13 protein-coding genes are annotated in these 15,342 nt (G+C 42.5%); 10 read left to right on the top strand and 3 right to left on the bottom strand.

Going from position 1 to position 15,342, the window contains the following annotated elements:
* Nucleotides 1–194 precede the first annotated feature (194 nt).
* The 9 genes from AV939_RS10535 to AV939_RS10495 all read left to right on the top strand — a co-directional run bounded on the left by AV939_RS10535 (nucleotide 195) and on the right by AV939_RS10495 (nucleotide 10,725).
* Complete coding sequence (locus AV939_RS10535) at nucleotides 195–2,798, top strand: VolA/Pla-1 family phospholipase (protein WP_057791652.1); 2,604 nt, start codon at nucleotides 195–197, stop codon at nucleotides 2,796–2,798.
* 194 nt (nucleotides 2,799–2,992) lie between these two features.
* Entirely contained in the window at nucleotides 2,993–5,578 is a 2,586-nt protein-coding gene (locus AV939_RS10530; RefSeq protein ID WP_082604913.1) for an acylase, read from the top strand.
* 116 nt (nucleotides 5,579–5,694) lie between these two features.
* Complete coding sequence (gene sohB, locus AV939_RS10525) at nucleotides 5,695–6,723, top strand: protease SohB (RefSeq protein ID WP_057791654.1); 1,029 nt, start codon at nucleotides 5,695–5,697, stop codon at nucleotides 6,721–6,723.
* A 130-nt stretch (nucleotides 6,724–6,853) separates the two neighbouring features.
* Nucleotides 6,854–7,513 carry a TetR/AcrR family transcriptional regulator gene (locus tag AV939_RS10520; RefSeq protein ID WP_057791656.1) on the top strand — a complete coding sequence of 220 codons (660 nt, stop codon included), beginning with the start codon at nucleotides 6,854–6,856 and terminating at the stop codon, nucleotides 7,511–7,513.
* A gap of 72 nt (nucleotides 7,514–7,585) precedes the next feature.
* The gene (locus AV939_RS10515) at nucleotides 7,586–7,999 is read left to right on the top strand and encodes a GFA family protein (RefSeq protein WP_057791659.1); all 414 of its coding nucleotides are present in this window, start codon (nucleotides 7,586–7,588) and stop codon (nucleotides 7,997–7,999) included.
* Nucleotides 8,000–8,268: 269 nt separating this feature from the next.
* Nucleotides 8,269–8,649, top strand: a complete 381-nt coding sequence (locus tag AV939_RS10510; RefSeq protein ID WP_057791661.1) for a hypothetical protein — start codon at nucleotides 8,269–8,271, stop codon at nucleotides 8,647–8,649.
* 132 nt (nucleotides 8,650–8,781) lie between these two features.
* Nucleotides 8,782–9,105, top strand: coding sequence for a serine hydrolase domain-containing protein (locus AV939_RS20040; protein ID WP_231751110.1), 324 nt, complete (start codon nucleotides 8,782–8,784; stop codon nucleotides 9,103–9,105).
* A gap of 100 nt (nucleotides 9,106–9,205) precedes the next feature.
* Nucleotides 9,206–9,967, top strand: a complete 762-nt coding sequence (locus AV939_RS10500; RefSeq protein ID WP_057791665.1) for a Nif3-like dinuclear metal center hexameric protein — start codon at nucleotides 9,206–9,208, stop codon at nucleotides 9,965–9,967.
* Complete coding sequence (locus AV939_RS10495; protein ID WP_057791667.1) at nucleotides 9,964–10,725, top strand: methyltransferase; 762 nt, start codon at nucleotides 9,964–9,966, stop codon at nucleotides 10,723–10,725. Before AV939_RS10500 ends, AV939_RS10495 begins: the two co-directional genes overlap by 4 nt.
* 128 nt (nucleotides 10,726–10,853) lie before the next feature.
* On the opposite strand, the gene AV939_RS10490 is transcribed toward AV939_RS10495, so the two are convergent.
* Together AV939_RS10490 and AV939_RS10485 are read right to left on the bottom strand one after the other, a co-directional pair.
* On the bottom strand, nucleotides 10,854–11,879 hold the full coding sequence (locus AV939_RS10490; protein ID WP_057796127.1) for a 2-hydroxyacid dehydrogenase: 1,026 nt from the start codon (nucleotides 11,877–11,879) through the stop codon (nucleotides 10,854–10,856).
* 44 nt (nucleotides 11,880–11,923) lie between these two features.
* On the bottom strand, nucleotides 11,924–12,406 hold the full coding sequence (locus AV939_RS10485) for a glutathione peroxidase (protein WP_057791669.1): 483 nt from the start codon (nucleotides 12,404–12,406) through the stop codon (nucleotides 11,924–11,926).
* 96 nt (nucleotides 12,407–12,502) lie between these two features.
* Here AV939_RS10485 and AV939_RS10480 point away from each other — a divergent pair, with 96 nt between their 5' ends.
* Nucleotides 12,503–13,414 (top strand): NAD(P)-dependent oxidoreductase, encoded by a 912-nt coding sequence (locus tag AV939_RS10480; RefSeq protein ID WP_057791671.1) that lies wholly within the window; start codon nucleotides 12,503–12,505, stop codon nucleotides 13,412–13,414.
* Between the two features lie 107 nt (nucleotides 13,415–13,521).
* Here the strand turns inward: AV939_RS10480 and AV939_RS10475 are convergent, their stop codons facing one another.
* Entirely contained in the window at nucleotides 13,522–15,165 is a 1,644-nt protein-coding gene (locus AV939_RS10475; protein WP_257721361.1) for a response regulator, read from the bottom strand.
* Nucleotides 15,166–15,342: the final 177 nt, after the last annotated feature.

Here is a 15,342-nt window from a genome sequence, read left to right as displayed (position 1 = left end):
AAAAAATAACGTTTAGCGTTAACAAAACTTTGCAAAGTTGCAACAAAGTTAATAAGATTGAGGGAGATACAACTGGTCTAACATGTTTGAAACTCGGTGAGTTTGCAGTAAGAACAAGGCTTTAAAGGTGCCATCTTACAAGCAATGCGAGTTTTAGATACACAGAATAACAACAATGCTTGTAGGGAGTAAGAATGAGAAAACTCATATTAAGTTCCAGTGTGGCCCTTGCGCTGGGTCTAACAGGCTGTGGCGGCTCCGATGATACCCTGTCCGATATTCAGGCCGAGACAGAGGTCCAAACACCATTTTCACGTATCGTGTTTGATCCCGCTAGTGGCGATTTAAATATACCTAACGATCTTCTAATGCTGCCTGGGGATGACGGATTCTTCGATTATACCCTTAACATTCCGGTAGACGATCCAACTAACTTCGCTGACCCACAAAACGCACTTAACGTGCTAGATGGTTGGTCAACTCAGCATCCATTTGCTATTTCAGTGGAGACACCAGCGGGTGTTTCGCTAGACGCTTCTACCTTAGCAGCGGGTGTGTTGATGTTTGAAGCAACCTTAGGGTTGGATTTAAACGATCCAGACTGTGCGCAAATCACAACGCCTTCTGCGGGTTGTAAACTTGGCGACCAGTTGGTTTACGGCGAAGATTATGTACTTTCTCTTGCTGATGAATCAACTATCACCTTTGTGCCATTAAAGCCATTGAAGCCGGCTCAAGGTCACATGTTGGTGATGACCACTGCTTTGAAAGATTCGTCAGGTAAAGCAGTTCAAGGCTCTACATCGTGGGATTTAACGCGACAAGATATTAATACATTACCATTATCAAGTGATGCTCAATTACTACTTCAAGGCATAGTGAACTCATTGGTGAACCCAGTGATTGGTGCAGGTTATGAGCGTGAAGATATCACCTATGTTTCTGCATTCACTACTCAATCAATTGAGAATTCACTCGACACTATCAAAAAAGTGATGGTGGGTGAGTTTGCTGCGCGCGCTGCTGCTGGAGACCCAACCGCAGGTGAAGCACTTCCAGTTATTGTAGTGGGGGACGTTGATAGCGCACCTACGGCGATGGAAGCATTAAACTTAGTTACCGAAGATGTGGTGGCTGGTGCGGTTTCAGTTGGTATAGATAATTTACCTGCTGAGGCAGCAGCTTTAGTGCCTATTATCGAAGCCACTGACTTCAGTGCTCTTGAAACGTGTGCTGGGTTAGCGGGTACTGTATCAGGTCAGTTGTCTGCCCAATGGGGTGCAGTAAACGATTTCGCTGTAGCTGTGTCAACTGGCATACTTGCTGAAGCGGGCCCATTTTGTGCGGCACAACGTTATGAAGGTAGCGTGTCGCTTCCTTATTTCTTAGGTGTCCCAAGCGCAGAAAACCCAACAGCGCCGGTTAACGAGTTTTGGCAAGCAGCCTGCGACAGCGGTATTGTGTTAGCAACGGCTTCTGATGAAGTACTCGCTAGTGCTACACCAGGTCCCAATTTCGAAACGTGCTCGAGCCTTGGCTTATCTGATTTACGTGTTGATGGCGAAATGCTAGATAACGCCCGTAACATCACTAAGTTTAACCCATTCCCTCAGATGACTGGCGGAAACATGGGTGAAGAGACGCTAGATGTGCAGGTGACTATTCCTGACCCAGCAATTGCGGGCGCACTTGGCTTTTCTGTCAGCATGCCAGAAGCGGGTTGGCCTGTAGTAATTCTAGCCCATGGTATCACCAGTAAAAAAGAAGATATGCTAGCCATTACGGGGACATTGTCTTTGGCAGGCATTGCTTCGGTAGCTATCGACCAACCGCTTCACGGTACTCGTGGTTATGATTTAGACGGTGACGGTATAGACGAAATTAATGCAACAACGGTAAGTGCTACGCATTACATGAACTTGGCTAGCTTGCCAACTGCGCGTGATAACCTGCGTCAAAGCGTGTCTGATTTATTGGGCTTACGTTTAGGTTTAAACGCAGTAGTTGATGCTACCGCAAGTCAGAATGTGTCATTTGATATGTCTCGTGTATCTATCATGGGTGTATCACTAGGCGCTATTACTGGCGGTAACTTTGCCGCAGTAGCTAACACCAGCATGGGCGAAACATTAGGTGCGTTAGACGGTATGTACGCTGTTAAACAAGCCTCGTTAGAGTCTCCAGGAGGCGGTGCGGCTCAGTTCTTACTTGAGTCTCCTACCTTTGGTCCGCTCATTAAAGGATTGCTTTTATCTCAGTCGTCTGAAGAGTTTGTTGCCTTGTTAACTCAGCTTTATGGCACAACTGATGTTTCAGAAGCACAGTTAGTGGGTGCGGTAAGCGCATTTATGGATGCCTTAAGCGATGAACAAGCTGCAGAAGTGAATGCGGTATTTGCTGAATTCGCATTTGCTGCACAAACGGTGATGGACGCTGGTGACCCAACTAACTATGCTACTACGCTTGGTGAAACGACGCCGGTACATATGATGACAGTGGTAGGTGATGGCGGTGAAGAAAACTTGCCTGACCAAGTCATACCCGTTAGTACATCATTACCATTGTCTGGTCAGTTAGCTCTTGCTAATACCATTGGTTTAGAGCAGGTGACAACTACTCAATCTGGTAGCGATGCATTAAGTGGCTTGGTTTTATTCAACAGTGGTGCGCATGCATCAAGTTTAAGCCCAGCAGCCAGTGCGGCAGTGACGGCTGAAATGCAAAGGGAAGTAGCAGGGTATATCGCGTCTGACGCTACGATATTACCTATTACTGATGAGACCGTTGTATCTAACTAATGATATGTAACTAGTTGATTCATAAACATGAAAAGGCCGACTTATGTCGGTCTTTTTTTTTGCATATTTACGCTAAAGACAAAATGTTGTTTGAATGTTTCCTGTTGTTAATGTAGTGTTAATTGGTCGGATCTGTTGAAGAAAGAAAGGTACAGGATCTTGATTTCGAGTATTACAACAATAAGGGACAGTTTGTGAACATACCAAAGAAACGTATTTTGCCATATCGTACACTTCTCGCAGCCTCTATTGCTGCCACACTAATAGGTTGTGGAGGGAACGACAATAATTTTGATAACGTTCAAACGCCTACCGCGCCTGAGCCAACTCCGGTTGAACCCACACCCACACCGATACCTGCTTTTGATACAGATGGCGTATTAACTGCTGAAATAACGTGGACGACGTACGGTGTACCTCATGTTAAAGCGGATAATCTAGAAAGTATGGCCTACGGGGTGGGTTATGCGTTTGCTAAAGATAATTTATGTATTTTGGCCGATCAAATTATTAAATATAATTCTGAGCGATCGAAATACTTTGGTCCCGACAACCAAGCGGGCAGTGGTGATTCAGAGCACCTTATCAACGATTTTGGCTTTTTAACATTGGGGATTCGTGCGCTGGCTGAAGAGAATTTAGCCCGCATGTCAGCTAACTCAAGAGCCATGTTTCAAGGTTATACAGCAGGTTACAATCGCTATTTAGCGGACACACCTGTGGCTGATCAAGACCAGTCGTGTGCTGGACAGCCTTGGGTAACGGATATCGACAGCACTGACTTGTTAACTTACTCATTGGGTGTAGCTTTATTACCAGGTGCAGCTAACTTTTTAGGCCCAATGTTTTTAGCGGCACCTGAAGGTGAAAGCTACTTACCTACACCGGCAGCGAACACTAATATCGCTACACAAGTCACAGCGACATCATCTAACACCACTTTGCTGACAAATGAAAATGCTGCACCATTTAAAATTAACCCGACCATAACGCTACCCGAAAAAAATCCGCAAGACATGGGCTCAAATGGCTGGGGGTTAGGCAGTGATAAAACCACTAATGGCATGGGAATGGTATTGGGGAATCCTCATTTTCCTCACACGGGGAATTTACGTTTTTGGCAGTTCCATACGCAAATACCTGGTTATTTAAACGTGACGGGGGGCTCTTTGACGGGCTTACCTGGGGCGGTGAATATAGGCTTTAACGAAAATGTTGCGTGGACACACACATTTTCTACTGCTGAGCACTTTGTCGTTTACCAATTAACCTTAGATGAAGATGATAGCGCTGGTCTTACGCATAGCGTTGATGGTAGCAAACGCACCATTTACAAAAAACCAATGCAAATTGAGGTAGCGGTGGCACCAGGTCAAACCATCACGCTGAATAAAACAGCCTATTACACGAATTACGGGCCTATGATTGAAGTGCCGGGTAATTTTGAGTGGACAGCAACCAATGCGTTTGCCATAAAGGACGCAAACTTACCGAATTTGGACGTTGTTGATCATTGGCTAGCGATGAATATGGCTGGCTCTATGGATGAGTTCAAACAAGCCTTTAAAGACTATGACGGCGTTATTTTCAATAACACCATGTCTGCTTCGGCTGACGGTCAGGTCTTTTACATTGATGATTCTACTGTCCCTAACTTAACGGAAACTGCCATTTCAGAATTAACCACTAATCCTGTGTTAGTTCAGACCAAAATAGCGGCTGGTTTTACGGTTCTACCCGGTTTCGCCTCAGCGTTTGATTTTGATGGACCTGTACCTTACGAGGAAGCACCAAAGTATGAGGGAACAGATTCAGTACAAAACTCTAACAACAGTTTTTGGTTAACAAACTTATCGTCGCCCATCACAGGCGTATCGCCTCTTTATGGGAATGTGGAAAATCAGCAAAGTCTGCGGTCACGTTTAGCTCAGCAATTTATTGAATCTGAAGCAGGCAGTGACAACACATTTACGCCTGATGAAGTTGAAACTTTGCTACTCAACAATCGAAGCATGTTGGCTGATATGGTGCTACCTAGCTTACTTCAAGCTTGTACTGCGCAAGGTAGTGCTCCAGTTTCGGTTAATGGTGAAGACGTAGATATCTCTGCTGGCTGTGCAGCATTAGCCTCATGGGATGGAACCATGAATAAAGACAGTGTTGGAGCACACGTATTTAGAGAGTTTGCGTTTCAATTTGACAGGGATCCCCAGTGGGAAACGCCGTTTTCTGTTGATAACCCAGTAACCACACCTAGTGGTTTATTGCAGAATGAAACCACTATTAATCAGTTTGCTGCAGCGGTTCAGGTTGTTAACCAAGCCGGCGTAGCACTTGATGCAACGTTGGGTGAAGTTCAATTTGTTGAGCGTAGCTTGCCGAATGGCACGGCATCGGGTGTGAAACTTCCATGGGCGGGTGCACACAACATTGAAGGTGGCTTTAATGTCTTTAGCATTGTGCCTAACAATAATGGCACCTTGTTGCCAAGGCATACCTATGCACCGCTTAACAGCAATACTATTATGAGCGCAGAAGCGCAAGGTTATCATATCAATTATGGTAGCAGTTGGATGATGGTCATTAACTTTACAGAAGAAGGGCCAAAGGGAAGAGGTCTTCTTTCATACTCTCAATCAAGGGCTTACGGCAGTGAAAATTCCCTTGATCAAACCGAACTTTATTCGTCTCAACCTAGGTTACGTGAGTTGTATTTTACCGACGAAGAAATATCTGCAAATACAATCAGTACATTAACACTATCGTCAGAGGAAAATTAGACTGCTATTATAGGCGCCATTATATAATGTCGCCTTAATGTAAGTTCTATTTAGACAATAAGGTCGTTAAGGAGGGTCTGACTACAGACCCTTTTATTTTGTACTAGGAGATAGATTTGGAGTTTTTGTACGAATACGGTTTATTTGTGGCTAAGGCCGTTACCTTGGTTATCGCGTTTATTATCGTGGTATCAACCATTGTTGGCGTTGCCAGTAAGCAGAAACAGGGTAAAGGTCAGTTAGAAATAATTTCGCTTTCAGAGCAACTAAAGGACATTACCCATTACGCTAAGCAAGTACTGCTCGATAAAGCAGCACTGAAGCAATTGGCTAAAAAGCAGAAGAAAGAAGATAAGGCCAAAAGTAAAAATAAGAAAGCTAGCGATGAAGAAGAAAAATCTCGTTTATTTGTGATTGATTTCAAAGGTTCTATGGATGCCAATGAGGTTGAGCATTTACGTGAAGAGATCACCGCTATTTTATGTGTAGCCAACAAAGAAGATGAAGTACTTGTGCGCTTAGAAAGTGGTGGTGGCGTGGTACATGGTTATGGATTAGCAGCTTCGCAGTTACAGCGCATTAAAGAAAAAGGTCTCATATTAACCATCGCAGTAGACAAAGTCGCGGCCAGTGGTGGTTACATGATGGCTTGTGTGGCAGATAAATTGTTAGCGTCTCAATTTGCGTATATCGGTTCAATTGGTGTGCTAGCACAATTGCCTAACTTCAATAAATTATTGAAGAAAAACGATGTTGAATTTGAGCAACATACGGCGGGTGAATACAAACGTACACTTACCGTGTTCGGTGAAAACAACGATGAAGGCCGCGCAAAATTTAAAGAAGAGATTGAAGAAATCCACACTTTATTTAAAGACTTTGTTCATAGCCAACGCCCAGAAATGAACATAGAGAAAGTAGCAACGGGTGAATATTGGCCAGGTGTTAAAGCAAAAGAATTAGGTTTGGTTGATGAGCTTTCAACCTCTGATGACTACATTTTGTCGCACTTCCCAGAACGTGAAATATTTAAAGTTAAGTACTCGTTGAAGAAAAATGTGGCAGAAAAGCTAGGGCTATCTGTTGCTGCTGTGGCCGAACGGGTAGTTATGCAGTCTTGGAATAAAGCAAGACACTGGTTCTAAAAATAATTAATATAAATTAATAGGTTACAGATTTCCTAATTGGTTATGCGTAACCTTTTCGCCCCGTTCCAAGTCGTTTCCTGCGTTTTGGAACGGGCGTGATTGTACTTAGGTTAAAGAAAAATAAAAAATGGCGAAGCAAACTAAAGCTGATATTTTGGATGCCGCAGAACTGCTCTTTTCAGAGCAAGGGTTCACGCAGACATCGATGCGAGAGATTACTACTCGCGCCGAGGTTAATCTAGCGTCAGTCAATTATCACTTTGGTAGTAAAAAAAATCTTATTCAGGCAGTGCTTAAAAGGTATTTCGATATTTTGATGCCTGAAGTAAATGCCTGCCTAGCCAACAATAAGGTTTCTTCTGGTAGCCAAGGTGTCGCTACTTTGTTGTATGCACTTATTCCACCCATGTTGAAACTCAATTTGCTCAGGCCGTCAGGTACAGCCATTTTTGTTCAGCTATTGGGCCGTGGATATAATGAAACCCAAGGGCATTTACGTCGCTTCATTATGAACGACTATGGCGAGACAATTAGAGCCTTGGTTGACGCTATTCAACAATGCTTGCCCGACTTACCTCAAGAGGAGCTTTTCTGGCGTTTGCACTTTGCAATGGGAAGTTTTGTTTTCTCAATGGCCTCAAGCCGCGCGCTAACAGAAATTGCTGAGTCAGATTTTCATAAGCATGTGAATATTGAAGAGGTGATTAGTCATCTTGTGCCCTTCGTAGCACAAGGCGTTGCTGGCAACCTTCCTACACCGCACAGCAAGGTAAGTAGTGTTAGCTAAACGATCTTAAAGTGGCAGTACAAAAATTTAAAGTAAGAATGTAATCTGCCCTTATTATTACAAGGATGTGAAATGTATTACGGCTCTTGCCTCTGTGGCGTGATAAACGTTGAAATTTCTGGCTCGATAGATGACATCATTCATTGTCATTGTTCACTTTGTAGAAAGAATAGCGGTACAGCCTACGCCACCAATGGTTTTATAAACATAGACGAATTTCGCGTTATCGATCCACAAAATAAACTTGCCACTTACGAATTCAAACTCGGCAAAAATAGACACTTCTGTTCGGTATGTGCTTCACCAATTTATAGTTCAAACGCAGCCAATCCTAAAAAGCTTAGAATACGGCTTGGTATTTTAGATTCAGATATTTCAGAAAGGCCAATCTCTCACAACTTTGTTACTTCAAAGGCAAACTGGGATAACCTAGATGCTGAATTGCCAAGGTATGATAGCTTTGAGCCTGCTAGAAAAAATTTATAAATCAACCGTAGTTGATGAGTGGGTGTTAATTCTTACAATTGATTGCTCGCGCATTATAACCGCACTAGTGCAGGACAATAAGTTTTTGAAAAAGGGCTCGTAATTTGGGCTAAAAAAATACATAGTTTCTTTGATGGCTAGTTAAGTTAATAGTGAAAATAAGAAGTACACCAAAACAACTTGTTTTTTGTTATTTCGCAGCACTTACAGCAAACTATTTTAATCCCCTTAAATGTTCCTAGCATTAAATTAAAATTGGATTTTTACTAATGGATTCTTTTGAAGTAGAAAAGACAACTGAACTAGATTCGGCCAGTCAGAATAAAATTAGAAATGAGACCCTTACAACGGAGTTACATTTTGACCTATTAAAACAATATGCTTGGTTATCTTCAGCAGCTATTGGTGCAATCGTTGTTCTCGTTCAATTGAAAGCCGTAGAAGCAAGTAAAGACCTTTATATCTCCCTCGGTTTTTTTGTGGCTTCTATTATCATGTCAATAATGGGGCAGGATCATATAATTGATTCACTGCTCAAAGGTAAGCATATATACGATGCTTCAAAGGTTTTGAAGTTTATTAGAACAATTTCCATGCTGTGCTTTGGTATCGGTGTAGGTTATCTATCAGCAAACGTATTTGACTTTTAATCGCTATTTTCTTAATTTTTTGGTGCACCCTAATTCTATTCGCCCTTTAGAACCAATACGAGGGGTCTTGTAGTCATTCCGGCCCACGTATGACAACAATTTGTGAGCGTTAAATTCTTCTTTGGGGGCTTCTTGCTTAAGTTAATCATTTCGACACTATTCATGTTTTTCATAAATGCTGTTTCCGCCGAAACGACTAGCGATAGGGTTCTTCCTCATTATTTAAATGAAGTTCGGGAAAAGAGTCGTGTTCCTGCAATGGCAGTAGCTGTTATTACTGCAGGTGAATTGAGTTATATTGAAGGTTTCGGCTATTTAGATGAAAAATTAACTACACCAGTAACGGATAAAGTTTTATTTAGAGCTGCGTCGATTTCTAAACTCTTCACCGCACAAGCCATAATGAAATTAGTAGAGCTGAAAAAGCTAAGCCTCAATGACGAAGTAGGCTTATAAAATGACGGCAGTAGTGGTTTAAAATCAGTATAATGCTCAACAATTCTATAGGTTCAACGAGACTTTTGAATTCATCGTATAATAGTTAACCGGAGTGTTTGTGTCAGTAAATAATCTTGAACTTAAACGCTATCTAGATGGCACACTTAGAACCCATGAGATTAGTGATTATTGCCCTAATGGTCTGCAAGTTGAAGGAAAAGCAGAAATTCAACGTGTGGTAACAGGGGTAACGGCCTCACAAGCGTTGATTGATGCTGCCATTGCAGAAAATGCCGATGCCATAGTGGTACATCATGGCTATTTTTGGAAAGGCGAATCGCAAGCGATTAGCGGCATGAAGAAAAAGCGCATCAAGGCATTGCTTGAACACGATATAAATCTATTTGCATACCATCTACCTTTAGATGTTCACCCCGAGTTTGGGAATAACCGGCAGCTTGCAGCATTACTTGAAATTGACAATGTGCAAGCCCTTAGCGGCGTAAAACCTACGGGTGTAGTGATGCAAGGGGAATTCGAAAAGCCAATGTCTCAGAATGAGCTACAGCAACGTTTAGCTGAAATGTTAGGGCGAACGGTATTAGCGGAAGGTGATGATACTAAAACCATTAAAACTCTAGCTTGGTGCACTGGGGGCGGGCAAGGATTTATTGAGCAAGCGGTAGCAGCTGGCGTAGATGCGTTTATTACTGGCGAAGTCTCTGAACAAACTATTCATACGTCGCGAGAGATGGGTATTAGTTTTTTTGCGGCGGGTCATCATGCCACTGAACGCTACGGAGTGAAGGCGTTGGGTGAGCATATTCAGTCTGAGTTTAACCTAGACGTGACTTTTATCGATATCCCAAACCCAGCATGACAGAAAAATCAGATCATATTTTTGACGGTATAGCCGCAAAGTTTGCCGATAATATTTATGGCACGACAAAAGGTAAACTTAGACAAATTATACTTTGTGAGGCGTTAGCGCCTTTTGTTGAAGTATCAGAAAACACACAGTCTAAAAAGGTGATAGAAGTGGGGGGCGGCACAGGAGTGATGGCCGCTCATTTGGCATCGCTAGGGCATAGTATTCTGTTAACCGATGGATCGGAAGACGTTTTGGAACATGCAAAAGAGAACCTAAAAACATTCTCTAACGTGGATATTCAACATCAATATTTGTTAGATATTCAAAACATGGAAAACTACGACCTTGTGGTTTGCCATGCTGTTTTGGAATGGTTAAATGATCCCTACCAAGCTATTCAATTTCTGTATGACAACATGCGCAAAGGGGCAATACTAAGTCTTAGCTTTTTTAACCGCGATGCAAATCTAATGACCAACGCTATCTATGGTAATTTTGATTATATTGCGCAGGGGATGAAAGTGAGAAATCAGGTTCGGCTGAATCCCAAGAACCCTTTACCGGCTAAACAGGCTAGTGACTTTTGTGAGTCTATTGGTTTTACCGTAAAAGCGAAAACCGGTATACGATGTTTTCATGATTACTTGAAGAATCCTGAACATCAAACCACTCAGTTTGAAGGGCTACTAACCTTAGAGCGAACTTATAACCAAACCGAGCCGTTTATGTGGTTAGGCAAGTACTTTCATCTTGTATTGGAAAAGTAGCAAATATTGCTACTTTCCTAATATTCTCTTTAACCTAAGCCTTTAAATCATATGCGTTAATCCACACCCGTTGAATCATGCCCATCGAGCTACGCCCATCAAACCCATGCCTTGTTTAGTGCTACCTGTTAATTTATAGGCTTTACCATATTATTGTTAACGTTCAGACTGGCATCACCGGCAAAGAAGCGTAAGTTATCTAGGGTAATGGCGGCAATCTCACTTAAGGCTTCTTTGGTGAAAAAGCCTTGATGTCCCGTTACCAATACATTTGGAAACGTTAGCAAACGCTGAAATACGTCGTCTTGAATAATGTCTTGGGAATGGTCGCTGAAAAACAGTTCTGATTCTCGCTCATAAACATCTAAACCTACATATCCCAAATGCCCATTTTTTAGCGCATTGATTACCGACTTATCATCAATGAGTCCGCCCCGTGATGTGTTGATCAGCATCGCCCCTTTAGGCATTAAGGCAATACTCGATTCATTGATAAGGTGATAGCTTTGCTCGGTAAGCGGGCAGTGAAGGGTAACAATGTGGCTTTGGCTAAAAAGCGATTCGAGAGACGTGTAAACAACGCCTTCTTGTATAAGTTGCTCATTAGGGTAGGGATCGTAACATAAGACATTGCAACCAAAGCCTTTCAAAATTCGAATCACCGATTGGCCAATGCGCCCTGTACCTATCACGCCTACCGTTTTATTGTGCAGGGTAAAACCCAATAAACCGGTTAATTCAAAATTACCTTCTTTTACCCTGTTATAGGCTTTGTGTGTTTTGCGATTTAGCGTAAGAATTAGCGCTAGCGTGTGTTCCGCTACTGTTTCAGGGCTATAGGCAGGCACTCTAGACACACTGATGTTCAACTCATTGGCAGTGGCGATGTCAACATTGTTGAAGCCAGCGCAGCGTAGAGCAATATGTTTAACGCCAGCTTCATGCAAGATATACAAGGTTTTCGCGTTAAGTTCGTCATTGACAAAAACACAAACAGCATCAAAACCTTGGCATAATAGCGCAGTTTCAGCGGTGAGTTGATGGGGGAAATAAGTTAAAGAAATAGCGGGGCTTTCTGCACTCTCAATACTCTCAATGGCTGCCTTAAAGACAGTTTCTTCATAAGGTTTGGCGCTAAAAAATGCGACTTTCATTACACTCATTACATTGCACTCCCTATCCATTAAACGATAATAATTTAGGCTTTTAGAAGTCTATCAATATCATTACTTATTTCACTCGGCTTCGTGGTTGGAGCGTAACGCTTAACCACGTCTCCGTTTGTATCGACAAGAAACTTAGTGAAATTCCATTTTATGCGTTTAGAGCCAAGCAAACCCGGTGCTTCAGATTTCAATTCAACGTAAAGAGGATGGGTCTGTGCACCATTAACATCAGTTTTTTTAAATAGTGGAAAAGACACCCCAAAATTCAGAGTGCAAAATTGAGCGATATCGTCATCTGACCCAGGCTCTTGGTGGCCAAATTGGTCGCAAGGGAACGCCAATATCTCGAAGCCTTTCGCGCTATAATCTTTATATAGTTTTTCTAAACCTTCATATTGATTAGTAAAGCCACATTTACTAGCGGTATTAACAATAAGTAAGACTTTGCCTTTAAAGTCTGACATAGCAATAGCTTCGCCGTTATTTTTAACCACTTGATGACTATATATGCTCATAGCGCTTCTCTTTATTTTAGTTATTGATTTGTTTTAGTTATCAAAAAGTTTGTTACACTTCGCTTCAGTATAATCAGTTATGAAGAGAGTTACACTATGTCAAATAATACAACTACAACGTCTTCATCTGTAGGTTCACTTATCGATAATGCTTCGATTAAGGTCAGTTTTCTAGGGCTTGGGGTAATGGGTTACCCCATGGCAGGGCATTTAGCAAAATCAGGCTTCGATGTTACTGTTTATAATCGCACAAAAGCGAAATCTGATAAGTGGGTAAAAGAGTTTGAAGGTACCTTGGCGCTATCCCCAGCAGAAGCTGCGAAAGACGCTGATATAGTGTTGATGTGCGTAGGTAACGACAATGATGTTAAAGATGTTGCGAGCCAAGCGCTAGGTACGATGGGGCCGGGTACCTTGCTGATAGATCACACTACAGCGTCGGCAGAAGTTGCGCGTGAAATGTTTTCGCTATGCCAGCAGCAGTCTATCGCATTTTTAGATGCGCCAGTGTCAGGTGGCCAAGCTGGTGCTGAAAATGGTTTACTCACTGTTATGGTGGGAGGCGAACAAAAAGCGTTTGACCGCGCTGAAGCTGTATTTTCTGCCTATGCTAGACACAGTCAATTATTAGGTGAAAGTGGTAGTGGTCAGTTAGCAAAAATGATGAACCAAATTTGCATCGCCGGCATTGTTCAAGGGCTAGCAGAGGCGCTTCATTTTGGACAAAAAGCAGGGTTAGACTGTAATGCGGTGATTGATGTCATCAGTAAGGGCGCTGCGCAATCTTGGCAAATGGAAAATCGTGCAGCTACTATGCTCGACAATCATTATGACTATGGTTTTGCCGTTGATTGGATGCGAAAAGATTTATCAATCGCCCTTGATGAAGCGCGTCGAAATGGCTCTACATTAGCACTAACGGCGTTGGTCGACCAATACTATGGCGACGTTCAAAAAATGGGTGGCCATCGTTGGGATACATCCAGTCTGTTAATGCGTTTGAAATGAAGAACCACTAGTATGAGTTCTTCTGGTTGACTCATTTCTTGTTAACTTGTAGCAAAATAACTCATAGACAATTTGTCCGGCTGGTAACCCAAGCTTACATCTAACCGTTAATGGCCCTTGTTGTCTTCGTTGATAGCAGGGGCCATTAGCTTTTCAGCGTTCGTTTGTGCGGCTAAATTTAATTGGGTGAGCCTATGATGGTTACTCTCTGAAAGTGGCATATCAGCAACAACTCTAAGCAATTTGCGAATGCCGTATTTACGATAAACGGCGGTATCGGATTCAATCATGCACTGCAATAAATTAAGTCCGAATGCGGCCGTTTCTGGCGATAAATTCAATGCATCGTAAAAATGCTTCATCGCTGGTAAGTATTGTTTATCCACGAATAACTTTGTACCGGTTTCATTCAGCATGACCGCTTGGTCATGGTTTAGGCCTAAACGCTGACCACCATTAAAAATGAGATCGTCGTTAGCGACTTGCTCAGAAATAATCTGTAGCTCCGAATTCTTCTGCTTTGCAAGCGCAAGTAATTGGCTCGCTTTCCCTTCCTCGCCCAAACCATGATGTACTTTGGCCGCAATAACCAGCATCGAGGGCTCGGTTCGCAAGTAATCATCCATATAGTCACTTTCAAGTAAGTGAGCGGCTTTTTGATCTTCGCCTTCTAAAATGGCTGAAAAGGCCAATAGATAGTCTCTTTTTTGTAAAACTTGGCGATCGCTTTGACTACGACCTGCCAAGCCTACTAATTTACGCGCCTGGCTTAAGCTTTCTTCTCGATTAGTACTAGGCGCTTCTTCTGCAAGTAGTAAATAAAACTCCGCCAATTCAAAGGTGAAATCATTAAATCTGTCTTTGGCACTTCGATGCATAGCGCGCTTTTTTTGAAGCAGGTCTATGGCTTCTACCACTTTATCCTGTTTTTGATACGCGATAGATTTTAACCTTGCAGCGGGTAAGCTAAGTTCACTGAATTTAATCTGACTTAAATAGGTCTCTACTTGCTCATACGACTTTTGCTCAAAAGATAAAGAGGCTAGCCATTCAAACGCGCTGTCTCGTGCAAGGCTTGAAGTTACCATGTCACTGAGTGCGTCTTGGCAATCGGGCCAAAGCCCCGCCGCATACTGACACTTAATTTTGCCCCATTGTGCCCAAAGCACTTTATCTGAACGAGTGAGTACATCGTCATACACTCGCATCGCATGCAAAATATCGTCGTTTTCAAATAAGAGTTTGGCGAAAAGTTTACCTACGTCGGAAGCGAGTCTTGGCGGCACGCCTTCGCGTAATTTCTTACGCAATAGCGTAATAGCAGCAGGGCGTTGTTTGTTATCCATTTCCCGTAACACGGGTTCAATATATTGGCGGTAGCTCAAATAGTGCTTAATTTGGCGAGATAATGACGCAATGGTGTAAGGCTTTATAAGCAATGCATCTGGTTGCAAATCCATTATACGCCCGATGGTTTGAGGAGAACGATCGGAGGTAAGAAATATAAGTCCCGTTCCAGGGCGAATAAAACCTGATTCTTTTAAGCTCTGTACCCACTCCACACCTGTTCTCCCTTGGCCTAGGTGGTAATCCATTATAATGAGCTCGAAATGCTGCTTACGTAGCGCAGATTTGAGCTCAACACCTGAACCAAAACTGCTAACGTTTAATTTTGCTATGGGCAGAAGGTGACCTCGCAACGTGGTACGCGCAGTTGCGTTATCTTCAACGATAGCAATCCGATAATCCAAAAGTTGTCAGTATAGTAGTGTTTTAATAAACATAGCTTATCAGCGCTGAGTGTAAAGTGCATTAGCCGTAAGTTTAACTTTCTAACTGTATGTCTTTATTTATTATTTTAAGGCTAGTGGGGTTAGAAATTTAGGTGAAAAACACTCACATTTGTCACATTTATTTTACATTAACTT

This window comes from Alteromonas sp. Mac1 (assembly GCF_001562125.1).
GTDB classification, from domain to species: Bacteria; Pseudomonadota; Gammaproteobacteria; order Enterobacterales; family Alteromonadaceae; genus Alteromonas; species Alteromonas stellipolaris.
The sequence above is the reverse complement of the archived record's forward strand: the minus strand, read 5'-3'. Positions and strand labels throughout refer to the sequence as shown.